At 65.9% G+C, this 20,815-nt stretch carries 23 protein-coding genes; 6 read left to right on the top strand and 17 right to left on the bottom strand.

Going from position 1 to position 20,815, the window contains the following annotated elements; all coding sequences use genetic code 11:
* Positions 1 to 1,906: 1,906 nt before the first annotated feature.
* The 11 genes from L1787_RS18820 to rplU all read right to left on the bottom strand — a co-directional run bounded on the left by L1787_RS18820 (position 1,907) and on the right by rplU (position 11,331).
* Positions 1,907 to 2,272, bottom strand: coding sequence for a DUF423 domain-containing protein (locus L1787_RS18820; protein WP_255720640.1), 366 nt, complete (start codon positions 2,270 to 2,272; stop codon positions 1,907 to 1,909).
* A gap of 393 nt (positions 2,273 to 2,665) precedes the next feature.
* Positions 2,666 to 4,003, bottom strand: coding sequence for a S41 family peptidase (locus tag L1787_RS18815; protein WP_235710651.1), 1,338 nt, complete (start codon positions 4,001 to 4,003; stop codon positions 2,666 to 2,668).
* The gene (locus L1787_RS18810; RefSeq protein WP_235710650.1) at positions 4,000 to 5,268 is read right to left on the bottom strand and encodes a murein hydrolase activator EnvC family protein; all 1,269 of its coding nucleotides are present in this window, start codon (positions 5,266 to 5,268) and stop codon (positions 4,000 to 4,002) included. Before L1787_RS18810 ends, L1787_RS18815 begins: the two co-directional genes overlap by 4 nt.
* 34 nt (positions 5,269 to 5,302) lie before the next feature.
* Positions 5,303 to 5,812, bottom strand: coding sequence for a 23S rRNA (pseudouridine(1915)-N(3))-methyltransferase RlmH (locus tag L1787_RS18805; protein ID WP_235710649.1), 510 nt, complete (start codon positions 5,810 to 5,812; stop codon positions 5,303 to 5,305).
* Complete coding sequence (rsfS, locus tag L1787_RS18800; RefSeq protein WP_235710648.1) at positions 5,770 to 6,171, bottom strand: ribosome silencing factor; 402 nt, start codon at positions 6,169 to 6,171, stop codon at positions 5,770 to 5,772. Before rsfS ends, L1787_RS18805 begins: the two co-directional genes overlap by 43 nt.
* A 107-nt stretch (positions 6,172 to 6,278) precedes the next feature.
* The gene (locus tag L1787_RS18795; protein ID WP_235710647.1) at positions 6,279 to 6,893 is read right to left on the bottom strand and encodes a nicotinate-nucleotide adenylyltransferase; all 615 of its coding nucleotides are present in this window, start codon (positions 6,891 to 6,893) and stop codon (positions 6,279 to 6,281) included.
* Between the two features lie 26 nt (positions 6,894 to 6,919).
* A complete protein-coding gene (locus L1787_RS18790) occupies positions 6,920 to 8,203 on the bottom strand; it encodes a glutamate-5-semialdehyde dehydrogenase (RefSeq protein ID WP_235710646.1) in 1,284 nt (427 codons plus the stop codon).
* Entirely contained in the window at positions 8,200 to 9,363 is a 1,164-nt protein-coding gene (gene proB / locus L1787_RS18785; protein ID WP_235710645.1) for a glutamate 5-kinase, read from the bottom strand. The genes L1787_RS18790 and proB overlap by 4 nt, the downstream gene beginning before the upstream one ends.
* The gene (gene obgE / locus L1787_RS18780) at positions 9,351 to 10,385 is read right to left on the bottom strand and encodes a GTPase ObgE (RefSeq protein WP_235710644.1); all 1,035 of its coding nucleotides are present in this window, start codon (positions 10,383 to 10,385) and stop codon (positions 9,351 to 9,353) included. The genes proB and obgE overlap by 13 nt, the downstream gene beginning before the upstream one ends.
* Before the next feature lie 325 nt (positions 10,386 to 10,710).
* Complete coding sequence (rpmA, locus tag L1787_RS18775) at positions 10,711 to 10,998, bottom strand: 50S ribosomal protein L27 (protein WP_235710643.1); 288 nt, start codon at positions 10,996 to 10,998, stop codon at positions 10,711 to 10,713.
* 15 nt (positions 10,999 to 11,013) lie between these two features.
* Complete coding sequence (rplU, locus tag L1787_RS18770; protein ID WP_235710642.1) at positions 11,014 to 11,331, bottom strand: 50S ribosomal protein L21; 318 nt, start codon at positions 11,329 to 11,331, stop codon at positions 11,014 to 11,016.
* A 278-nt stretch (positions 11,332 to 11,609) separates the two neighbouring features.
* On the opposite strand from rplU, the gene L1787_RS18765 reads away from it, so the two are divergent.
* The 5 genes from L1787_RS18765 (at position 11,610) to L1787_RS18745 (ending at position 16,052) form a co-directional block, all read left to right on the top strand.
* The gene (locus L1787_RS18765) at positions 11,610 to 12,380 is read left to right on the top strand and encodes a transporter substrate-binding domain-containing protein (RefSeq protein ID WP_439648302.1); all 771 of its coding nucleotides are present in this window, start codon (positions 11,610 to 11,612) and stop codon (positions 12,378 to 12,380) included.
* Between the two features lie 92 nt (positions 12,381 to 12,472).
* Positions 12,473 to 13,183 carry an ABC transporter permease gene (locus L1787_RS18760; RefSeq protein ID WP_235710641.1) on the top strand — a complete coding sequence of 237 codons (711 nt, stop codon included), beginning with the start codon at positions 12,473 to 12,475 and terminating at the stop codon, positions 13,181 to 13,183.
* A complete protein-coding gene (locus L1787_RS18755) occupies positions 13,180 to 13,920 on the top strand; it encodes an ABC transporter permease (RefSeq protein ID WP_235710640.1) in 741 nt (246 codons plus the stop codon). The genes L1787_RS18760 and L1787_RS18755 overlap by 4 nt, the downstream gene beginning before the upstream one ends.
* Positions 13,920 to 15,062: a trans-sulfuration enzyme family protein gene (locus tag L1787_RS18750; protein WP_235710639.1), complete on the top strand. Its 1,143-nt coding sequence runs from the start codon at positions 13,920 to 13,922 to the stop codon at positions 15,060 to 15,062. Before L1787_RS18755 ends, L1787_RS18750 begins: the two co-directional genes overlap by 1 nt.
* A 120-nt stretch (positions 15,063 to 15,182) precedes the next feature.
* Entirely contained in the window at positions 15,183 to 16,052 is an 870-nt protein-coding gene (locus tag L1787_RS18745) for an NAD(P)-dependent oxidoreductase (protein WP_235710638.1), read from the top strand.
* Positions 16,053 to 16,179: 127 nt separating this feature from the next.
* Here the strand turns inward: L1787_RS18745 and L1787_RS18740 are convergent, their stop codons facing one another.
* Positions 16,180 to 16,578 carry a (R)-mandelonitrile lyase gene (locus tag L1787_RS18740; RefSeq protein ID WP_235710637.1) on the bottom strand — a complete coding sequence of 133 codons (399 nt, stop codon included), beginning with the start codon at positions 16,576 to 16,578 and terminating at the stop codon, positions 16,180 to 16,182.
* A gap of 132 nt (positions 16,579 to 16,710) precedes the next feature.
* Positions 16,711 to 17,130 (bottom strand): NADH:ubiquinone oxidoreductase subunit NDUFA12, encoded by a 420-nt coding sequence (locus tag L1787_RS18735; RefSeq protein WP_235710636.1) that lies wholly within the window; start codon positions 17,128 to 17,130, stop codon positions 16,711 to 16,713.
* 260 nt (positions 17,131 to 17,390) lie between these two features.
* On the opposite strand from L1787_RS18735, the gene L1787_RS18730 reads away from it, so the two are divergent.
* Positions 17,391 to 18,140 carry a DUF502 domain-containing protein gene (locus L1787_RS18730; protein WP_235710635.1) on the top strand — a complete coding sequence of 250 codons (750 nt, stop codon included), beginning with the start codon at positions 17,391 to 17,393 and terminating at the stop codon, positions 18,138 to 18,140.
* Between the two features lie 39 nt (positions 18,141 to 18,179).
* Here the strand turns inward: L1787_RS18730 and L1787_RS18725 are convergent, their stop codons facing one another.
* From L1787_RS18725 to L1787_RS18710, 4 genes are all read right to left on the bottom strand, one after another.
* Positions 18,180 to 18,869, bottom strand: a complete 690-nt coding sequence (locus tag L1787_RS18725) for an anti-sigma factor (RefSeq protein WP_235710634.1) — start codon at positions 18,867 to 18,869, stop codon at positions 18,180 to 18,182.
* Positions 18,870 to 18,871: 2 nt separating this feature from the next.
* Complete coding sequence (locus tag L1787_RS18720) at positions 18,872 to 19,408, bottom strand: sigma-70 family RNA polymerase sigma factor (protein WP_235710633.1); 537 nt, start codon at positions 19,406 to 19,408, stop codon at positions 18,872 to 18,874.
* A gap of 338 nt (positions 19,409 to 19,746) precedes the next feature.
* Positions 19,747 to 20,094, bottom strand: coding sequence for a helix-turn-helix domain-containing protein (locus L1787_RS18715; RefSeq protein WP_235710632.1), 348 nt, complete (start codon positions 20,092 to 20,094; stop codon positions 19,747 to 19,749).
* Positions 20,095 to 20,339: 245 nt separating this feature from the next.
* A complete protein-coding gene (locus tag L1787_RS18710; protein ID WP_235710631.1) occupies positions 20,340 to 20,714 on the bottom strand; it encodes a hypothetical protein in 375 nt (124 codons plus the stop codon).
* Positions 20,715 to 20,815: the final 101 nt, after the last annotated feature.

The following is a 20,815-nucleotide window of genomic DNA, read 5'->3' as shown; positions in this document are numbered from 1 at the left end:
CGCCAATGCGCGATTGGTCCGCATTTTTGTTGCCGCACAGGCCCGTCACAACGCCCGCAATGGCCTGTCCATTTCCGCCTTCGTCGCTGCAAAAAAGCCAGAACAAATTGCAACAACGCAGGCCGCGCACAAATCCGAACGTTTGTGCGCTTTGTGGTATGCCTCCATTTGGTTGGGAACGCTACCCCCTGCTATTAAAAGGCGCAGTTGGTTTTCATCTACCCACAACCGCATGTCGGAAGGATGTGGACGTGCGGCAAAAGCGGTGCTATGCCCCCTCGCGTTGCCGCAGTAGCTCAGTGGTAGAGCGCACCCTTGGTAACGATCTTGCCTCCCTCGCGAGAAATCGCGGGGTGGAAACCGCTCAAATTCGGGGAAAGCTGGCGGCCTTGCCGTTGCCGATCCCGAGCCAAGCCCGCTCCGCGGGACGGTGTAGAGACTAGACGGGCGGCGCCCTCCCTTCCCGACGGGAAGCGGGCGAAGGGATAGTCCAGACCACGAACGCGTCGGTGGACGCGGCGGCGAAAGCCGAGGTGGTAAGAAGGGTGAGGTCGGGAGTTCAATCCTCCCCTGCGGCACCAGCCATTCCCCCAATATTGCGATTAGCCTGACCGATTGCTGACGCTTGCGTCGGCCTTTAGGCGCGTGCCGTCGCGCGCCATCCCTCGGCAATTGCGGCCCGCGCGCCCGATCGCGCAAATTCGCGCCGCCATCCACAAGATCGCGTGCCCCCTCGCCGCACCGAAAATGCCGCACCCGCAACCTGGCCCCAGCCTACCCGCAGCGCATAAGTCGTATGCGAAGGGCGCATGGCGATTGTGATTATTTCGTAATCCACCCCGGCGCTTTGTTATTCTTTTGTGACGCTCCTCGCGCCGGGCGCTGACAACCTTTCAAAGCGAAAAAGGCGGTTTCGATTTTTAGAAAACCGAAATTGCCTTAATGCAATATAATGGGTCACGCTGCGACGGCTTCGCCCCGCTTCTTCCTATTCGGCAAAACACAATTCAAAATTGCTCGCATGTGCGTCAAAGAGGCTGATTGCGCGACGATTGGCCATATCTCGTTGTCATGGCAGGCATGCTCATGCCGGATTGAGCTAGCTGATATAGCGCCCTCCGCGGCGATTTCCGGCCTCAACGCGGCCGATTGCTGCGGCGACGACTTCGTCATTACTAGATTTGAGTGTAGACCAACAAATTCTTTCTGCCCCCAATGGCGGAAGCCAAAGATCCAGCCAAACATTCGTATGATGACTTCGGGGAAGGTGACGCGTCACGGCGCGGAACTGGTCATATGTCACGACCGTTGGCGGGGATTTCGCGCGGTTCACAGCGCGGAACCGCGCCGCCCACGCGGTTCAAACCGGCGTGAGGCAGTCCTTGCAATGAGGTGGATTCGGGCGAGCGCCCTGCCACGCGATGGCGGCGGCGAACCCGATCATGCGAGGTCCAAAGCGTCGCTTGCCAATCCGCACAGGTCAGGGTGAGTCTTCGATCGCCGCGGCGATCGGACCACGGTCGCGCCTATTCAGCGCGCGATGCTCGCGGTTTCCGACGAATGGCGCCGCGAGGAAGCGGCGAAGCACCGCCGCAGCGCTGGTGCTCACCGGATGACGGGTGGCGGCATTCGCCGGCCACGCGCCAAAATGGGGCGAGGACTGTCCACCAGCCCGGTCGGCCGGCGACCTCGGCCGCCACCACGGTGCAGGGCAATCCTCAGAGAAGCGCAATGCCCCGCATCCGGCAGGCGTTTTGCCCGCGGCAGGCGCATCACCCGCGGCGAGCGTCGCGCCCCTTGCAGGCGCCTCACCCCGCGACAGGCGAAACGCTCATGCCGCGGGGCATCCATCAACACCGCTATCGCGGCGGCCTTCGACAGCCTCCGCGCCCCGGAGGCGGCTCGCTCAGATGCGGCGTGCGGCCGCGACGGCGAGGAGCAGCCAGCCGATGATCAACAAGCCGCCCCCCACCGGTGTCACGTACATCAGTTCGATCGGGCCGCCGAGCGTCATGGCGATCAGCGAACCGGAGAACAACAGGACGCCGACGCCGATCGCCCAGGATGCGGCGCCGAGCAAAATCGGCAGCACATGGTTCTTGAGCGCGCCCATCGCGACCATGACCGCCGCGTGAAGCGCCATATAGAACACCGCTGTCCTCAGGAGTTCGTTGCTCTCCACCGGGACGGCCCCGTCGAGGACATGTGCTCCAACGGCGCCCAACCCAACCGCGACGGCGCCATACAGCGCTCCGACCACAACAACCCGCATTGAGAAACCTCGTCTTTTCTAAAACAGCCTCGTTCGACGCCGGCACCGAGCCTGTGAACGATTCCTGCGCCCCGACGAAGAACCTGCCACATCCATGCGGACATCACAGGCGCTCTTCGATCTCTGTCACGAAAAAGGCCGATCCGGCGACTGTCAGACGCCGGCGCGGTCCTTCGATCGTCACTTTCGGACAGAGCCTAGCAAGAACCGTGCGCGATCGACGTGATACGATTGTTTCTCGGCCGGAAATATTCGGACAGCCACTCAGGGCTTCTGCGCCGCGACGGATGGGGTCGGTCCACAAAAAAAGCGAGCCCGAGGGCTCGCTTTCCGTCTCGTGTCGCGGATCGGAACCGCGCAGCGCCATGCGATCGCGTGGCGCCCGCGCCGGTCTCAGTTCGGGATGCCCTCGTTCGGGTTCGGCGGGAACACCTTGTTGACCTTGATGCCGCGCAGAAGCTCGAAGGCGTATTTGAGCTGCTCGTCGTCATCGCGCTCACGGGGCACATAGGCGAACGACCCGGTCCGCTCGCCGTCCTCACCGTCCTCGGAGGTGAGGTGGCCGCGCAGAGACGCCTCGCCCCGCGCTTCGACCTTGCCGCGCAGCTCCTCGGGAAGCGGCTGGATCACTTCGACGTCGGGCTCGATGCCCTTCGCTTGGATCGAGCGGCCCGCGGGCGTGTAATACCGCGCCGTCGTGAGACGGATCGCCCCGTTGGAGCCCAGCGGGATGATCGTCTGGACGGAGCCCTTGCCAAAGGACTGGGTGCCGACGATCGTCGCGCGGCGGTGATCCTGCAACGCACCGGCCACGATCTCCGAGGCGGAGGCCGAACCGCCATTGATCAGGATGATCACCGGCTTGCCGTTGGTGAGGTCGCCGGCGCGGGCGCTGTAACGCTGCGTCTCGTCCTCCTCGCGGCCACGGGTCGAGACGATCTCGCCGCGGTCGAGGAAGGCATCGGACACGGAGATCGCCTGGTCGAGCAAGCCGCCCGGATTGTTGCGCAGGTCGATCACATAGCCCTTCAGCTGGTCGTCGCTGACGTCGGCCGAAATCTCGCGCAGGGCCTTGCGAACACCGTCGAAGGTTCGCTCGTTGAACTGGGAGATGCGGATATAGCCGATATCGTCGCCGATCTCTTCCCACTTCACCGACTGGATGCGGACAATGTCGCGCGTGATCGTGATGTCGATCGGCTCGTCCGAACCTTCGCGGCGAACGGTGATCACGATGTCCGTGTTGACCGGACCGCGCATCTTCTCGACCGCTTCGGCAAGGGTCAGGCCTGCAACGTCTTCACCGTCGAGATGGGTGATGAGATCACCGGCGAGGACGCCCGCCTCGAAGGCCGGCGTATCGTCGATCGGGGTGACGACCTTGATGAACTCCCCCTCCATCGTGACCTCGATGCCGAGGCCGCCGAATTCACCGCGGGTCTGAACCTGCATGTCGCGGAAATCGTCCGGCGGCATGTAGCTCGAATGCGGGTCGAGGGAGGACAGCATCCCGTTGATCGCGTTCGCGATCAGCTCCTGCTCGTTCGGAGCCTCGACATAATCGTCCTTCACCCGCTCGAACACATCGCCGAACAGGTTCAATTGACGATAGGTGTCCGACGAGGCCGCCTTCGCGCTCATCGGAAGCAATGCGCCCGGGTCTGCGACAGCAATCACCGTGGCCGCCCCGAGCGCTGCGCCGGTCAACACCAAACCAATCCGACGAATCATCCACCTGTCCTTCCAATTTCGACTGCGGTTTCGTCGCGCCACCACCCGTGACTATCGATCGCCGCGCCGTCCTTGCGCAACTCAACATAAAGTGCGGGTCTTGCCTGAAGTAGGGCTGACCCTTTGACACCGGCCGACGCCACCGTGGAGCGTCGACTCGACCGTCCCATGCGCCCCAGAGGCGTGCCCGTTTCTATTTGGTCCCCCGGCGCCACCGATGTCTCTTCGAGACCAGCCAGCACCATATGGTAGCCATCCCCGGCGTCGATGATCAAGACATGGCCATAGCCACGGAATGGTGAAGAGAAGAGCACATTGCCCACCGAGGGCGATATCACCGTCGACTGTGGGAGCGCCGCAATCGTAATTCCTTCCGAAAGCGCCCCAGTTTGCGTTGGGTCGCCATATTCGGAAACGATTTGCCCCGCAACCGGAATGGCCAGATTTCCGCGCCGCGTTACGAAATCTTCATTCGGCGGAAGCGGTTGCGGCGCCTGTTCACGGGTCAGCCGATCGAGCAAAGCGGCGACGCTCCCCTCCTCCTCGGCAAGGCGTGCAAGGTCCGCGGCAGCCCGCTCGCGCTCGTAGACCGAGATCGCGCGGCGCCGCTCGAGCTCCTCGCCGAGCTCGGAAAGGCGCTGCCGCTCCGTTTGGAGCGAGGCGAGATCCTGCCGCAACTCGTTCCAACGCTGGCGTTCGTCGGCCGCGAGCCGCGCCGCCTCCGATAGGGTCGTGACGAGCGCCCTCGCCTCATCGTCCAGCGAGGGAAGGATCGTGTTGAGGAGAATGGCGCCCCGCACCGTGCCGATCGCGCCGTCATTGCCGGCGAACAGCGCAGGCGGTGGCCGCCGTCCGAGACGCTGCAAGGCCATCAGCACGGTCGCAAGCTCCTCGCGCTTGGCGGCGAGGCGATGGCGGATCGCCGCCTGATCGTCGGTGAGCTGCTCGAGCGCGACCTCCTCGTCGGAAATCCGCTGCTCCAAGTCGGAGACCTTCGCGGCGGTCTCCTCCTGGCGCTGGCGCAGCTTCGCCTCGTCCCCGGACAGATCGACGAGCGCGTCGCTCAATGATTTCGCCCGCGCCTCGGTGGCCTCGGTCTGCTCGCGCAGGCGGTCGAGGCGGGTGAGGAGCTGCTGTCGCTCGCGCGCGATCGCGCCGGCTTCGTCCTCCGCCGCCGGGGCCGCAGCGTCTTGCGCATGCGCCGCCACCGCCGCCGCGAGGCACACCGCGAGCAGGAACGGCAGGACACTGAGACGCGTCACCATCGAGCGGCGGCTCCGATCTAGCGCGGTGATCCGATCAAGCGCGGTGATAAGGGTGCCCGAGCCGGATCGTCACCGCTCGGTAGATCTGTTCGAGCAGGATGGCGCGTGCGAGGAGATGCGGCAAGGTGATCGCGCCCAGCGAAACGCGATGGCTCGCCGCCGACTTGACCGCGTCAGAATGTCCATCGGCGCCGCCGATCGCGAACGTCACCGTTCCCGCGCCCTCATCGAGCCAGGTCTGCAGGCGGTTCGCGAAGTCGATGCTCGACCATGCCGCCCCCGTTTCGTCGAGCGCGACGAGGACACCGGGCGGACGCTGGGCGAGCAGACGATCGCCCTCGAGCGCCGCGCGCGTCGGCCCCTGCGCGTCGGCGAGTTCTTTCACGGTGACCGACGAAAGCCCGAGTTGTCGGCCCGATTTGGACGCGCGCTCCAGATAGCGCGCGCACAAGTCTCGTTCCGGCCCCTTCGACGCCTTGCCGACGGCAAGGACGAGGATGTTCAGACGACGAGCTCCACCTGCGAAGCGCTGTCGATCTGCCACATCTTCTCGAGATTGTAGAAGGTGCGGACTTCCGGGCGAAAGACGTGGATAACCACGTCCCCCGCATCGATCAGGACCCAATCGCAGCTATTCAGCCCCTCGACGCGGACGGCTTTGGCGCCGCCGGACTTGAGGTCACGCAAAAGGTGATCTGCGATTGCTCCCACGTGGCGGTGCGATCGGCCCGAAGCGACCACCATATGGTCGGCGATCGGCGTTTTGCCGGTCACATCAATGGCGACGATGTCCTCGGCCTTGGAATCCTCAAGGCTCTCGAGGACGACGGCGAGAGGGACGGCGGTATCGCCGTACGCTTCGCTATGGGACGTGTGGGCCGTCCCATCGGACGTCAATGCCATGTGTGCGCGGGTTCCTTTCATAGACTGCGCCCGGACGTTCCTTCGAATCGAAGGACGCCCAATGCAAAAGATAAGTTTTTGTCCATGTCGCTTTCAAGACTTACCGTTCAAAACGCCGCCTTTGAGCGCAAAAGAGTCGATGATGTGGGGTCGAGCGGCCCGTGAAGAAAGACCCAGGCCGGAGGTTTCTTATCGGCGAGCCGGCGCGCCTCCGCCTCCGGAATGCGCGCATCGGCGAACATTCCGGCCGCCGGCTTGGCGAGAACGGAGGGCGAGGCCCCCGGCCGATCCACCACCGCAACCGGCACCTGCCACATGATGTCGCGCCATTTCAGCCAATGGTGGAGCTGGGCGAGATTGTCGCCCCCCATCAGCCAGACGAACTTCACGGCCGGAAAGCGGCGCTTCAGATAGGCGATGGCATCGGCGGTATAGCGGGTTCCGATCGTCGCCTCGAACGCGGTGACGACCATTCGCGGATGATCGGCATATCGCTCCGTCAGATGGATGCGTTGCGCCAAGGGGGCGAGATTGTTGTTCGCCTTCAGCGGATTGCCGGGCGTCACCATCCACCACACCTTGTCGACACCGAGCCGCTTCAGCCCGGCGAGCGCGACGTGACGATGGCCGCGATGGGGCGGATTGAACGAGCCGCCGAACAACGCGATGCGTTGGCCCGCTCCGGCCCGCGGCACACGCAGATAAGAGGGGTCCAACGACATGTCGCCGAACCCGGGATGCGGATCGTTCACGGCCGTGTCTGACCCTGCCCGTGGACGCAATATTTGAACGTCGTGAGCTGCTCGAGACCGACCGGCCCGCGCGCGTGAAAGCGGCCCGTCGCGATCCCGATCTCGGCGCCCATGCCGAATTCGCCGCCATCGGCGAACTGTGTCGAGGCGTTGTGCACCACGATCGCCGAATCGACCTCCTGCATGAACCGGATCGCCGTCGGCTCGTCGTTGGTGACGATCCCGTCAGTATGGTGGGAGGAATAGCGCGCGATATGGGCGAGCGCACCCTCGACGCCGCCGACCACGGCGATCGAGATGATCGGGGCGAGATATTCGGTGGCGAAGTCGGTCTCGTCGGCGGGGTGCATCGGGTAGATGACACGCGCCGCATCGTCGCCGCGCAGCTCGCAACCGGCATCGGCGAGCGCGCTCGCGATCGCCGGAAGGTGGCTGTCGGCGATCGCCTCGTCGACGAGAAGCGTCTCGACCGCACCGCAGATACCAGGCCGGCGCATCTTGGCGTTCAGCGTCACCGCGACCGCCATCGAGCGATCGGCGTGCACGTCGACATAGATGTGGCAGAGGCCTTCGAGATGAGCAAAGACCGGCACCCGCGCCTCCCGCTCCACACGCTCCACCAGGCTGCGCCCACCGCGCGGAACGATGACGTCGATCCCGCCGTCGGCGCCCGCGAGCATCGCGCCGACGGCGGCGCGATCCTGTGTCGGAACGAGCTGAATCACGTCCTCGGCGAGACCCGCCTCGCGAAGTCCCTTGCGCAAGGCGTCCGCGATCGCGGTCGCCGAACGTGCGGTGTCGGTGCCGGAGCGCAGAATGATCGCGTTGCCGGACATCAGCGCGAGCGCCGACGCGTCGGCGGTGACGTTCGGCCGGCTCTCATAGATCACGCCGATCACGCCGAGCGGCGTCGCGACGCGCTCGATGATCAACCCGTTGGGGCGCTCCCAGGAGGCGAGAACGCGGCCGACCGGATCGGGCAGCGCGGCGACGGCCTCGATCGCGGCGGCGATCGCCTCGAGCCGCTCGGTGTCGAGCTGGGCGCGGTCATAATAGGCGCTCGCCGGGTCCATGGCTTCGAGGTCGGCGAGGTTGGCGGCAAGGATCGTCTGCGCGTCGGCGCGCACGGCGGCGGCCATCGCGGCGAGCGCGCCCCGCTTCGCCTCGGTGCTCGCGAGCGCCAGCGTGCGCTGCGCGGCACGCGCGCGGCGGCCGAGCTCGGCGACGGTGGAGGCAGGATCCTCCGCCGTGTCGCGGGTCTGGGGTCGGGTGGCGCTCACAAAGCCTCCGGCGGCGCCTCGTTCAGCGCCATGTCGTCGCGATGGACCATCGTGGCGCGCGCCCGCGCGCCTATTCGTTCGGCAATAGTTTTCGTTTTCTGCCCAGCAATCAAGCGAGCATCGTCCGCATCATAAGCGACGAGCCCGCGACCGATCTCCACCCCGTCCGGTCCGAGGAGCCGCACGGCATCGCCCCGGGCGAATGATCCCTCGACGGACCGCACCCCGGCCGGGAGCAGACTGCGCCCCTTGATGACCGCTTTGACGGCCCCCTCGTCGAGCAGGAGCGCACCGCTCACCTGAAGGGCGCCGGAGATCCAGATCTTGCGCGCCGTCACCGGGTCGGAGCGGGGATGGAACCAGGTCGCGCGGCCGCCTTCGTCGATCCGGCGGAGCGGATTGTCGACATGGCCGGAGCCGATCGCCATCGCGACACCGGCATTCGTCGCGATGCGCGCGGCGTCGATCTTGGTTTTCATTCCCCCGCGTGAAAGGGCCGAGCCCGCATCGCCCGCCATCGCCCAGATCTCGGGCGTGAGGTGCGTCACCTCGGGGATGAACTCGGCGGCCGGATCGTCTGCGGGCGGCGCTGTATAAAGCCCGTCGACGTCGGACAAGAGAACGAGGCAGTCGGCCGAGATCATCGCCGCGACGCGGGCGGCGAGCCGGTCATTGTCGCCATAGCGGATCTCGCTGGTGGCGATCGTGTCGTTCTCGTTGATCACCGGGACGACGCGCGCCTTGAGGAGCTCGGCGATGGTGGAGCGGGCGTTGAGGTAGGCGCGCCGCTCTTCGGTGTCGCGCAAAGTGAGGAGGACCTGCGCCGCCCTCACCCCTTCGGCGGCGAGCGCGCCCGACCATTCGGCCGCAAGCGCGATCTGCCCGACCGCCGCCGCCGCCTGGCTCTCTTCGAGCCGCAAAGGCCGCTTGCCGTAGCCGATCGGCGTCCGCCCCAGCGCGATCGCGCCGGAGGAGACGACGACGACGTCGGCATTGTGGTGAAGCCGCGCGAGATCGGCGCACAGCGTGGCGAGCCAATTTCGCCGCACATTGCCGTCCGCGCCCACGATCAGCGCCGAACCGAGCTTGACGACGATGCGCTTGGCCGCCGAGACGCGGCCCGTCGTCCCCTGCTCGATCGTTTCCGTCAGGGGCGCCATGCTTCGTCCTCTTTGCCGGCGGCCGCGTCTTCCTCGCGATGCGCGATCACCACGTCGGCGAGCGCGCGCAGCACCTCGGTGACGCCCTTGCCGGTGGCGGCCGACACCAGCATGACGGGCCGCCCGGTCGCCTCTGTGAGGGAGGCGATCTTCTCCTCCGCCCCGTCCGGCACCGCGTCCATCTTCGACAGCGCCAGAATACGCGGCTTCTCGGCGAGCCCCTCGCCATAAAGGGCGAGCTCGTTCTCGACCGTCAGATAATCGGCGACGACATCCTCGCTCGTCGCGTCGACGAGATGGAGGAGGACCGCGCAGCGCTCGATATGGCCGAGAAAGCGGTCGCCGATCCCGACGCCTTCGCTCGCCCCCTCGATGAGGCCCGGAATGTCGGCGATCACCAGCCGCCGCGTGTCCACCTCGGCGATGCCGAGATGCGGGTGGAGCGTCGTGAAGGGGTAGTCGGCGACCTTCGGCTTCGCGGCGGAGACGGCTGCGAGGAAGGTGCTCTTGCCCGCGTTCGGAAGCCCCAGGAGGCCGGCGTCCGCGATCAGCTTGAGCCGCAGCCAGATCGCCATCTCCTCGCCCTTCTGGCCGGGATTGGCATGGCGCGGGGCCTGGTTCACCGAGGATTTGAAGCGCTGATTGCCGAAGCCGCCATTGCCGCCGCGCAGGAGCTGCACGCGCTGGCCCGCCTCGGTGAGGTCGGCGATCACCTCCTCCTTGTCGTCCGACAGGACCACGGTGCCCACCGGCACCTTGAGGACGACATCGTCCCCGTTGGCGCCCGTCTTGTTGCGACCGGCGCCGCCGACGCCATGACCGGCCCGGAAATGCTGCTGATAGCGATAGTCGATCAGCGTGTTGAGGCCCTCGACGGCCTCGACCCACACGTCGCCCCCGCGCCCGCCGTCCCCGCCGTCGGGGCCACCTTGCTCGATATATTTCTCACGGCGAAACGAGACCGCGCCGCCCCCGCCATTGCCGGAGCGCACATAGACTTTCGCTTGATCGAGAAATTTCATGATCGCCGCCCCGCGCGCTCTGTGCGCGTCTTCGCGACGGACGCGCGCTTCGAATAGTGATTGCCCGCTGCCGCGCGGCCGTCACCGCACCGAACGTGCGGCCAGCGCGCCCGAACTCTGCGCCGGACAGACGAAAAGCCTCGGCGGCCCGTTGCCACCGAGGCGGAGGCCGCGCGCGACCTCGTCTCATGCTTGGATGTCACGAACAAGGCCACGCCGCGGCCGATCCATGCGGCGCCGGGAGCCGTGGCCCGCTCGGCGCCGATCAGCGCGGCGTCAGCGTGCGACGCCTCGGCGTCGCCCGTATCCTGCCGTGTGTCTCGTGTTACTCCGCGGCCATCGCCGTCGGGTCACCCTCCGAGGCGACCGGGTTCACGGTCACGTAGGTGCGGCCGAGCTTCTTGCGGAACGCCACGTGGCCGGGGATCAGCGCGAAAATCGTGTGATCCTTGCCCATGCCGACATTGTCGCCCGGATGCCAACGCGTGCCGCGCTGACGGACGATGATGTTGCCGGGCTCCACCGCCTCGCCGCCGAACTTCTTGAAGCCGAGACGACGACCAGCGGTATCGCGACCGTTGCGGGAGGAACCGCCTGCCTTTTTATGTGCCATGCTTGCTCTCCTGCCTTAGGCCGACGCTTCGATGCCGGTGATACGGACCAGCGTCAGGGGCTGACGATGACCGTTGCGGCGGCGCGAATTTTGCCGACGGCGCTTCTTGAAGATGATGACCTTCTTGCCGCGCACCTGGTCGACGATTTCCGCCTTCACGGAAGCGCCCGCCAAAGTCGGGGAACCGATGGTGGTGGAATCACCCTCGCCGACCATCAGAACGTCATCAAAGGAAATGGCGTCGCCCGCGGCGCCGGCCACGGTCTCCACCTTCAACTCGTCACCGGGGGCAACCTTGTACTGCTTGCCGCCCGTTTTAATTACCGCGAACATTTCGCCTCACCGTCGACTGCGCTTACCTACGGTTCGTCGTCGCCGGCGTGTCGCCACGCTTGTTGCAACGACAAGCGCGCCGGCCGTGCCGACGCGCTCCGGGCAGCGGTTCTTAACTCTGAGCGCTGGGAGTTACGAGCGGGAGAGGCCGAAGTCAAGCGTCTCGCGCCTCTTTTCTGGAATCCGCGACTCCGACAGTCTCGAAAGCGGCGCAGCGCTTGCATGCCGACCCCGAACCGTCAAGATGCGTATCGAAAGAGCAGGATAGGAGTGGTTCCATGAACCGCATGATTATCGTCGCAGCCCTCGCCCTTGCGACCGTTCTACCCGCCGCTGCACAAGACAAGATGCAACTCCGGATTGGGACTGAGGGAGCCTATCCGCCGTTCAACTATTTCGATTCGGCCGGCAACCTCGTCGGCTTCGACATCGATATCGCGAAAGCGCTGTGCGACGAGATGAACGCGGAATGCACGTTCGTCACCCAGGACTGGGACGGCATCATCCCCGCCCTCCTCGCCAACAAGTTCGACGCCATCATCGCGTCCATGTCGATGACGCCGGCGCGCGACGAGATCGTCGATTTCACCGACAAATATTATAATACCCCGCCCGCCATCGCCGTGCCGAAGGATTCGTCCCTCGCCGATGCGAGCCCCGAATCCATGGCGGACATCATCCTCGGCGCGCAGTCCTCGACGACCCATGCGAATTACGCCGAAAAATTCTTCCCCGACACCGAGCTTCGCCGCTACGGCACGCCGGAGGAATATAAGCTCGACCTGCAATCGGGCCGCATCGACGCGGCGATCGACGATTCGACGGTCCTTTCCACCTGGGTCAACTCCGAGGACGGCGCGTGCTGCAAGATCCTCGAGGTGTTGAAGAACGATCCGATCATCCACGGCCCCGGCGCCGGCATCGCCGTGCGCGAGGAGGACACCGAGCTCAAGGAAAAGTTCAACACGGCCATCGCGGCCATCCGCGCCAACGGCGTCTATAAACAGATCAACGACAAACACTTCGACATCGACGTATACGGCGACTGACGCCGACGAGGCGGCCCTTCACACGGGCCGCCTTTTTTTGCGACGTGTCCTGTCCAGACAGCCGATAGAAGAGTTCACCGGATATCCCGCTTATGGACGACAGCCTGCTCGGACTGCTTCGCTTCGGGCCCGACGGCTGGGGCGATGAGCTCCTCGCCGGCCTGCGCATCACGCTGCTTCTTGCCCTGACGACGGCCCCGGTGGGGCTCGTTCTCGGCTTTTGCCTCGCGTTGATGCGCCGCTCGGACAATGCGCGCCTGCGCGTTCCGGCCACCATATTCACGACGATCTTCAAGGGCCTGCCCGAGCTGATCACCCTCTTCATCGTCTATTATGGCCTGTCGATGGCCATCCGCTGGGTGCTGTCCTTCGTCACCTCGGTGCATATCGAGATTTCCGCCTTCCTCGCCGGCGTCATCGCGCTCGGCGCGGTTTCGGCCTCCTTCGCCTCCGAGGTCTTCATGGGGGCGCTCAACGGAATCAATCGCGGCCAGGTCGAGGCGGCCGAAGCGCTCGGCCTCGGGCGCTGGCCGATCCTGCGCAAAATCCTTATCCCTCAGGTGATGCGGCTCGCCCTTCCGGGCCTTTCCAATCTCTGGCTCGTCCTCCTGAAGGACACCGCCCTCGTGTCGGTCATCGCCCTGCCCGACCTGTTGCGGCGCACCTTCATCGCGGTCGGGTCGACCAAGGAGCCGTTCTTCTTCTTCACCGTCGCGATCGTGATCTATTTCATCATCTCGCTGGTCTCGATGGCGATCCTCGCGCTCCTCGAAGCGCGCTTCAGCCGGGGGTATGCGCGATGACCGAGTACCTGCCCCCGATCCTCGCGGAATATGGCGACGATCTCCTCGACGGCTTTCTCGTCACCATCCAGCTCGTCGGCATGTCGGTGGCGTTCGGGGCGATCATCGGCATGGGTGTCGCCGCGGCGCGGATGTCGCCCCGCTGGTGGCTGAAGGCGTTCGCGTGGTTCTATATCGGCCTTTTTCGCGGGACACCGCTCCTTGCCCAGCTCTTCCTGATCTATTACGGGCTCGGCCAATTCTCCGGCCTCTGGCGCACGCTGGGGCTGTGGAATTTCCTGCGCGATCCGTTCAACTGCGCCCTCCTCGCCTTCAGCCTCAACACCGCGGCCTATCAGGCCGAGATCTTCCGGGGCGCCATTCTGGCGGTGCCGGAAGGGCAATGGGAGGGGGCCCGGGCGCTCGGCGTCGGCCGGCGCGTCGCCTTCATGCGCGTGATCCTGCCCCAGGCCGCGCTTCTCGCTCTGCGCCCGTTCGGCAACGAAATCGTCCTGATGATCAAGGGCTCGGCGGTCGCCTCGGTCGTCACCGTCTACGACCTTCTCGGCGAGACGCGCCTTGCCTATTCGGATACCTTCCGCTTCGACGTCTATTTCTACGCCGCCGCGCTCTACCTCGTGCTGGTTGAGACTCTCCGGCGCCTGTGGGACATCTTCGAGCGGCGCCTGACGCGTCACCTCGATCGCGAGCGCAAGGAGGCTGTGGTTGACCCCGCCGGGCAGCCAGTGATGAGCTGATGAGTGATTGGCAACGCGCGACCATCGCCGCCCAGGCGAACGGACAACACAATTCCGCGACCGGGGGCGTCGTCGGCCCGATCGACCTGTCGACCACCTTCGAGCGATCCGAGGACTATAGCCTCCCCGCCGGCGGCATCTATCGACGCGACGACAATCAGACCGTGCGCGAAGCCGAATCGGTCATCGCCGCCCTCGAAGGCGGCGGCGGGACCGAGGCGCGGCTCTACGCCTCCGGCCTCGCCGCGATCGCCGCGCTGATGCGATCGGCCCGCGGGCCGATCGTCGTCCAGAACGGCACCTATTATGGAACCAACACGTTCGCCGCACGTCTCGCCGACGAGGGCGCGCCGATCGGCTGGTTCGATGCGAACGATCTGTCCTCCCTCGAGGACGCTTGCGCGACCCACAAGCCGCGCCTCGTCATGATCGAGACGCCGTCCAACCCCCTCCTCGACATCGTCTCCATCGCCGAGGCGGCAGCGATCGCGCATCGCTTCGACGCCGCGCTCGCGGTCGATTCCACCACCGCGACGCCGATCCTCACCCGGCCGTTGGAGCATGGCGCCGACATCGTCGTCCATTCGGCGACGAAGGGGCTCAACGGTCACTCCGATGTGCTCGCCGGCGCGCTCGTCGGCGGTGGCGAGCGGCGCGAGATATTCGACGCCGCGGCCAAGGCGCGCGCCTATGACGGCGCGGTGCTCGGCGCCTTCGACGCCTATCTCCTGACGCGTGGGATGCGCACACTGTCGCTGCGCGTCGCCGCCTCCTGCCGCTCGGCGCTCCATGTCGCCCATTATCTCGCGGCCCATCCGAAGGTGACGCGTGTGCGCTATCCGGGCCTTCCCGACCATCCGGGCCACGCCGTCGCGGCGGCGCAGATGGACGGCGGCTTCGGCTCGCTCCTCTCATTCGACGTGAAGGGCGGTGCGGAGGAGGCCTTGCGCGTCGCCGGCTGGCTCCGTCTCATCAAGCGAGCGACGTCGCTCGGCGGTGTCGAAAGCCTCATCGAGCATCGCCATTCGATCGAGCCAGCGTCGACCGGAATGCCGCCCGCGCTGCTGCGCCTGTCGGTCGGCATCGAGGCGACGGAGGACATCGTCGCCGACCTCGAACAGGCCCTCGCCGCCCTCCCCTGAGCCCCTTTCCCGCCGACGCGGCCGGCCGGATCCGCGCCGAAACGCGATTTCTCTGCCAGCGGGTGATTTCGCCTCGCCGGAAAGCGCGCTAACACGGCCTCTCAATGAGAGGAGCAGACGATGGCTAACGTCGCATTTCTAGGTCTTGGCGTGATGGGCTACCCCATGGCCGGCCACCTCGCGAAGGGCGGTCACACGGTGACCGTCTACAACCGAACGACGGCCAAGGCGGAGAAGTGGGCGGCCGAATTCGGCGGCGCCTTCAAAGCCACGCCGCGCGAGGCCGCGGAAGGGCAGGACTTCGTCTTCTGCTGTGTCGGCAATGATGACGACCTGCGCCAGGTCACGATCGGCCCCGACGGCGCCTTCGCGGCCATGAAGCCGGGCGCGACCTTCGTCGACAACACGACCGCCTCCGCCGAAGTCGCGCGCGAGCTCGCCGCGGCCGCGGAGAAGGCCGGCTTCAAATTCCTCGACGCCCCGGTCTCCGGCGGTCAGGCCGGCGCCGAGAACGGCGCCCTCACCGTGATGGTCGGCGGCAAGCAGGACGTGTTCGACCACGCCAAGCCGGTGATCGACTGTTACGCCAAAATGGTCGGCCTCATGGGCGACACCGGCGCGGGCCAGCTCACCAAGATGGTGAACCAGACCTGCATCGCCGGCCTCGTCCAAGGTCTCGCCGAGGGCTTTCACTTCGCCAAGTCCGCCGGCCTCGACATCGAGAAGGTGGTCTCGGTGATCTCCCAGGGCGCCGCGGGCTCCTGGCAGATGGAGAACCGTTGGAAGACGATGGACGCCGACGAGTATAATCACGGCTTCGCCGTCGACTGGATGCGCAAGGACCTTGCGATCGTCCTCGCCGAAGCCCGGCGCAACGGTTCGCGAATGCCCGTCACCGCCCTCGTCGATCAGTTCTATGGCGACGTCCAGAAGATGGGCGGCGGCCGCTACGACACGTCGAGCCTGCTCGCCCGGCTCGAGCGCTCCTGAACGAGGCCGGCGGCGCCAGGGGCGTCGCCCCACGGAAACGCAAAACGCCGCCCTTTCGGGGCGGCGTTTTCATGATGCTGCTGCGGACGCGGTCGGCACTGCCCCGCCCGCCGGCGCGCGGCCGGTTCTATTGGGCGAGATAATCCTTGTCGGAGACCGGCTCCAGCCAAGTCGCGTGACCTTCGCCCTCGCGCTCCTGGATCGCGATATGGGACATCATCATCGTATCCGTCGCGCCATGCCAATGCTTCTCGCCGGGCGGGATCCAGATCGAATCGCCGGGGCGGATCTCGATGCGCGCCTCACCCTCGGTCTGAAACCAGCCGAGACCGGCGGTCACGTGCAGCGTCTGGCCGTAGGGATGGTGGTGCCAGTTGGTGCGGGCGCCCGGCATGAACGTGACATTGACCGAGTTGACGCGCGCCGGATCCTCGGCCCGCATGATCGGGTTCTGCCAGACCGTGCCGGTGAAATTTTGCGCCGGCGCCTGGACCGACGGCGCTTCGCCATTGCGGATGATCTTCATGATGGCCGCCTTTTCTCCCTATCCCGCCGGTGGGCGGACGGAGCGTTCCGGCCCGCCGCCTGTCCGGGTCGTTTCTGAGGCCGGGCGCGCCCGGCCGAGCGTGAAGCCTGCGCGGATCGGCGCGGTCGCCGCCTATTCGGGCGACCAGGCGTCGTAGCCGGTGGAGATTTTCGCTTCCGGGTCGGGTCGGAGGATCGAGCCGAGCGGACGGTGCGCGTTCGCCGTCCCGGTGAGGTTCGGCTGATGCGGCTTCTGCCACTCGCGCGCGCGGTAGGTGTCGTTCACCGGGGCGATGTCGCGAAGGTGGTGCATCCAGCCGTACCAGCCGGGCGGGATCATCGTCGCGTCGGCGACGCCCTTGTAGATCACCCAGCGCCGCTCGAAGCCGAGCACCGGATCGACCTTGCCGCTCTTGCTGCGGAAATAGCGGTTGCCGAACTCGTCCTCGCCGACGAACTCGCCACGGAGCCACGTGGTCAATGAGGTGCCGAAAGTGGTGCCTTGCCACCACGAGAACACCTGGATGAAGCGGTCGCGATAACTTTGTGCCATGGCCAAATCCGTAGTCACTCGCCGGGTGGAAGTAAAGCAATTCGGCCCGTTCCGCCATGCCTCTCGACAGCGTGGGGCGAGCGCTGCACCGAAGGGTCGGTTTTGCCGGCGCAACGGGCGCCTCCGGCGCGCGGCGATGGAGACCGGGAACCCAAATCGGTCGGCCGAGCTTTGTCTTTGCCACCAGTTGGCGGATGCTCGTGACTTAGGCCGCGAACGCTCGCGGCGACCTCACACGTCCGTAGCGCAAAGGCATCTCCATGCGATCGCTGATCCCCATCGTCCGCCCGATCATGACCGGGATCCTCGCGATCCTGCCGATCATCGTGACCATTTTTCTGATCGGGTGGGTGGCCAATTATGTGCGCTATTATTTTGGCCCCAACAGCGCCGTCGGCTCCCTCCTCGAAAGCATCGGGGCGGTCATCAACGAAAGCTTCTCCTATGCGATCGGGGCGGCGATCGCGCTCGCGGGGCTTTATGCGATCGGCCTCCTCGTCCAATCGCGCCTGCGCGAGCTCTGGAACAAATTCTTTGCCGAAACGATCGGCCGCATTCCCCTCATCGGCACGATCTACACGACGATCACCCGCTTCGTGCAGCTCCTCGAAAAGCGCGACGACGTCGACGTGAAGTCGATGAGCCCGGTCTGGTGCTTCTTCTCGGACGAGCGGCGGACGGCCGTTCTCGGCCTGATGCCGTCCGACCAGCCGGTCGAGATCGAAGGCAACGATTATCGCATCGTGATGGTGCCGACGGCGCCGGTGCCGTTCGGCGGCGGGCTCTTTTTTCTGCCTGCCGAATGGGTGCGCCCGGCCGCGTTCGGGGTCGAGGGGCTCACCAATATCTATGTTTCGATGGGCGTCACCGCGCCCGATTATATGGGCGCGATCAAGGAAGCATCGAGCCGCCCGGCGACGGTCGTGACACCGGACGGGACGACGGCCGCCGCGCCCGAGCATCACGCCAAGGTGGGCCCCGCTTCAGACCTGCCGCCGCCGAAGCACTGAACGGGCGCCAACGCCCGCACCGCCGAGCGAACGCCGCCGTCAGATCGAGTAAAGCGGCCCCGCCGCGACGAGCGGGCCCGTGGGCTCGCCGGTCGGTGAACCACCCTGCGGCTCGAGCGTGATGCGCAATTCGCCGCCCGCGGAGAACTGCCGATCGATCTGCGGGCCGAGGGGCATCTGCCCGCTCTCCCCCTCCGGCATCAAGCCGAGCGAGATCGGCGTGCCGCCCTCCGGGACGAGCCACAATTCCTGGCTGCCCGCGGCGGTGAGCGGCGCGGCGGAGGTCGCGACCAGCGTTCCGTCTTCGCGCAGGCGTGCAAGCGTCACGGCACCGTCTTCATAGATGATCGCGGCGACCCATTGCGGATGCTGCGGCGCGAGCAGCTCCGGCTTCGCGAGGAGGACGACGAAACCGATGAGCGCTGCCGCCGCGACGAGGCTCGCGAGCGCGAACGCCCGCCGCCACACGGCGACGGCCCGATCCGTCGCCCGCCGCCGCCGGCCCCCTTCGCCGAAGATGCGCCCCTCGATCCGCGCGAGCGCCCGTTTCGGCATCGGACGGGGCCGCAGCGCCTCGGCGAGCGGGACGAGACGGTCCTCCCAGGTCCAGACGCGCGCGGCGAGTTCGGGATCGTCGAGCAGCGCGGCCTCGAAGGCGCGCCGCTCCTCGGGATCGAGGAGGCTCAGCGTATATTCGAGCGCCGCCCCGTCCTCGGGTTCGTCGATCATGCTCATTGCGTCAAACACCCCCGAAGCGAGGCGAGCGCACGGCGCATCCGGCTCTTGATGGTGCCGAGCGGCGTGCCGTCTCTTTGTGCCAGCGCGGCGTAGGTGACGCCGCCAAAATAGGCGATGCGGACGAGCCGCGCATCCTGTTCCCCGAGCGACTTGATACAGGCGATGAGGCGCTTGGCCTCCGCCGACGCCATGCTGCGCTCGTCCGGTCGCATCGCCGTGTCGGCGACGCTCGAGGCGACGTCGAGCGCGGCGGCCGGTGATTTGCGCGCCCGCAATCGGTCGATCGCGAGATTGCGCGCGATCGCGATCATCCAGGTCATCGGCCGGGCGCGGGAGGCCGAATAACGCTCCGCATAGCGCCAGATCTTCACATAGGCGTCCTGGACGACGTCCTCGGCCTCGGCCGGATCGTTGAGGATGCGATAACACAGCGCGAAGAGGCGCGCGTTCGATCGTTCATAGAGCTTGCGGAAGGCGCGGCGGTCACCGAGCGCCGTCTTGGCGAGGAGGTCTTCGAGCTCGGCGGCCATTCTCGTCTCCGCACAACGGCGACCGCCGCCGCGATCCGGCGACGCGATCGCCGACCACGCTTCGTGCATAGGCTTAAAGCAGGATTCGCCGGGCCGTCCACGACCGAGTTGCGCGTTTTTCTTCGCCGACCGGATGTCCCCACCGGCGCGAGCCAGGAAAACCGGCCCGCGCGAGGCGGCAGGCCGGTTTGCCGAACCGAGAGACGTGCGCACACGCCCAATTCAAGAGCGGGCCCTCGCGCCGTGTTCGGGGCGATTTTTCACGCCGTTTCCGAAGCGCGTGCGATCACGCGTTGCCCGAAGCGCGTGATCTCACGCGGATGTTCGGTGCGCGTGGCTTACGCCGCGCGGCGACCGCGCATGGAGCTGATGAGGAGTTTGACGACGGCCTCCTGCTCGCTCGCGCCGGCATGACGAAAGAGGTCGGCGATCGCGGCCGGATGGGCCCGCCAATCGGTGGGTGCGGGACGCGGCGTGCGCTTCGGCTCAGGGTCGCGGACGAGCTCCTCGAGCGCGATCTCGAGCGCATCGGCGATCGCTTTCAGCCGGACGATCGAAATGTTGCCCTTGCCGTATTCAAGATCAGCGATGAAGCGCTCCGAGATGCCGCTCCGCTCGGAGAGGACACGCCGGGAAATACGGCTCGAGCTGCGCCGTTTGCGGACGCGCAGGCCAACCGTGATCAAGAACGAGTCGGGCGGTTCCTCAGAACACGCAAAAGACGTCGAATTGGTCATATCAGTTATGACCCTCTGTTGGCTGCCCTCACATTTAGGCACTTTGGCGCTCAGAGATCCATATTTCTCGATTCGCTGACACATCGACCCGAGGCCGTGCGTGTTTGAATTCGGCTGTCGCGTGCGAGGGTGCCCCACATCATGGGCTCACGATCGCCTCGACACGCCGTGAGTGGATCTACGAGGCCCGCGCTTTATGCGACAAAGTGCCTCACCTCGTGCGGCCACCGCAAGCCGTCCGAATCATGGTCGTATTCGGGCATAACTTGAGCAGAGCCGCCATTTAGCGACAAAAGTGCGGCCGAGAGCAGCTCGGCGCAGAGCGGCTCGCCGAGCCGATCGGCTTCGGCGCGCGCGTACTCGACCATGCGCGTCAGAACTTCATGGTCGCCAGGATCTAGGCTTTTAATCCCAATAAAAGATATATTTTTAGGAGCCGCCGACATAATTTCCTCGATCCGCGTGGGAACGGTGCGTGACAGCTCAGGATTATTATGCGACCGTGATTTCACCGTGAAATGTATTGGAAATGTAGGCTGGCGGGTGTTCGTGCCGACGGCGAGTTTCACCTACACGTAAATATCTATCCCGCGGGCGATCAGATATGCGACACTCGCTTGATACGACGTCACGGAGTGGGGGGTGCGTTGTGACGACCGGCCGGAACGAT

Source organism: Acuticoccus kalidii, assembly GCF_021556395.1.
Lineage (GTDB): Bacteria > Pseudomonadota > Alphaproteobacteria > Rhizobiales > Amorphaceae > Acuticoccus > Acuticoccus kalidii.
The sequence above is the reverse complement of the archived record's forward strand: the minus strand, read 5'-3'. Positions and strand labels throughout refer to the sequence as shown.

What these genes read in the sequence shown, in the direction of transcription:
- L1787_RS18760 (WP_235710641.1), top strand. Translation starts at nt 12,473, where the DNA reads ATGGACGACAGCCTGCTCGGACTGCTTCGCTTCGGGCCCGACGGCTGG.
- L1787_RS18795 (WP_235710647.1), bottom strand. Translation starts at nt 6,893, where the DNA reads ATGTCGTTGGACCCCTCTTATCTGCGTGTGCCGCGGGCCGGAGCGGGC.
- L1787_RS18730 (WP_235710635.1), top strand. Translation starts at nt 17,391, where the DNA reads ATGCGATCGCTGATCCCCATCGTCCGCCCGATCATGACCGGGATCCTC.
- L1787_RS18755 (WP_235710640.1), top strand. Translation starts at nt 13,180, where the DNA reads ATGACCGAGTACCTGCCCCCGATCCTCGCGGAATATGGCGACGATCTC.
- L1787_RS18725 (WP_235710634.1), bottom strand. Translation starts at nt 18,869, where the DNA reads ATGATCGACGAACCCGAGGACGGGGCGGCGCTCGAATATACGCTGAGC.
- L1787_RS18820 (WP_255720640.1), bottom strand. Translation starts at nt 2,272, where the DNA reads ATGCGGGTTGTTGTGGTCGGAGCGCTGTATGGCGCCGTCGCGGTTGGG.
- L1787_RS18740 (WP_235710637.1), bottom strand. Translation starts at nt 16,578, where the DNA reads ATGAAGATCATCCGCAATGGCGAAGCGCCGTCGGTCCAGGCGCCGGCG.
- L1787_RS18750 (WP_235710639.1), top strand. Translation starts at nt 13,920, where the DNA reads ATGAGTGATTGGCAACGCGCGACCATCGCCGCCCAGGCGAACGGACAA.
- L1787_RS18815 (WP_235710651.1), bottom strand. Translation starts at nt 4,003, where the DNA reads ATGATTCGTCGGATTGGTTTGGTGTTGACCGGCGCAGCGCTCGGGGCG.
- rsfS (WP_235710648.1), bottom strand. Translation starts at nt 6,171, where the DNA reads ATGGCATTGACGTCCGATGGGACGGCCCACACGTCCCATAGCGAAGCG.
- L1787_RS18745 (WP_235710638.1), top strand. Translation starts at nt 15,183, where the DNA reads ATGGCTAACGTCGCATTTCTAGGTCTTGGCGTGATGGGCTACCCCATG.
- L1787_RS18720 (WP_235710633.1), bottom strand. Translation starts at nt 19,408, where the DNA reads ATGGCCGCCGAGCTCGAAGACCTCCTCGCCAAGACGGCGCTCGGTGAC.
- proB (WP_235710645.1), bottom strand. Translation starts at nt 9,363, where the DNA reads ATGGCGCCCCTGACGGAAACGATCGAGCAGGGGACGACGGGCCGCGTC.
- rpmA (WP_235710643.1), bottom strand. Translation starts at nt 10,998, where the DNA reads ATGGCACATAAAAAGGCAGGCGGTTCCTCCCGCAACGGTCGCGATACC.
- L1787_RS18735 (WP_235710636.1), bottom strand. Translation starts at nt 17,130, where the DNA reads ATGGCACAAAGTTATCGCGACCGCTTCATCCAGGTGTTCTCGTGGTGG.
- obgE (WP_235710644.1), bottom strand. Translation starts at nt 10,385, where the DNA reads ATGAAATTTCTCGATCAAGCGAAAGTCTATGTGCGCTCCGGCAATGGC.
- L1787_RS18810 (WP_235710650.1), bottom strand. Translation starts at nt 5,268, where the DNA reads ATGGTGACGCGTCTCAGTGTCCTGCCGTTCCTGCTCGCGGTGTGCCTC.
- rplU (WP_235710642.1), bottom strand. Translation starts at nt 11,331, where the DNA reads ATGTTCGCGGTAATTAAAACGGGCGGCAAGCAGTACAAGGTTGCCCCC.
- L1787_RS18765 (WP_439648302.1), top strand. Translation starts at nt 11,610, where the DNA reads ATGAACCGCATGATTATCGTCGCAGCCCTCGCCCTTGCGACCGTTCTA.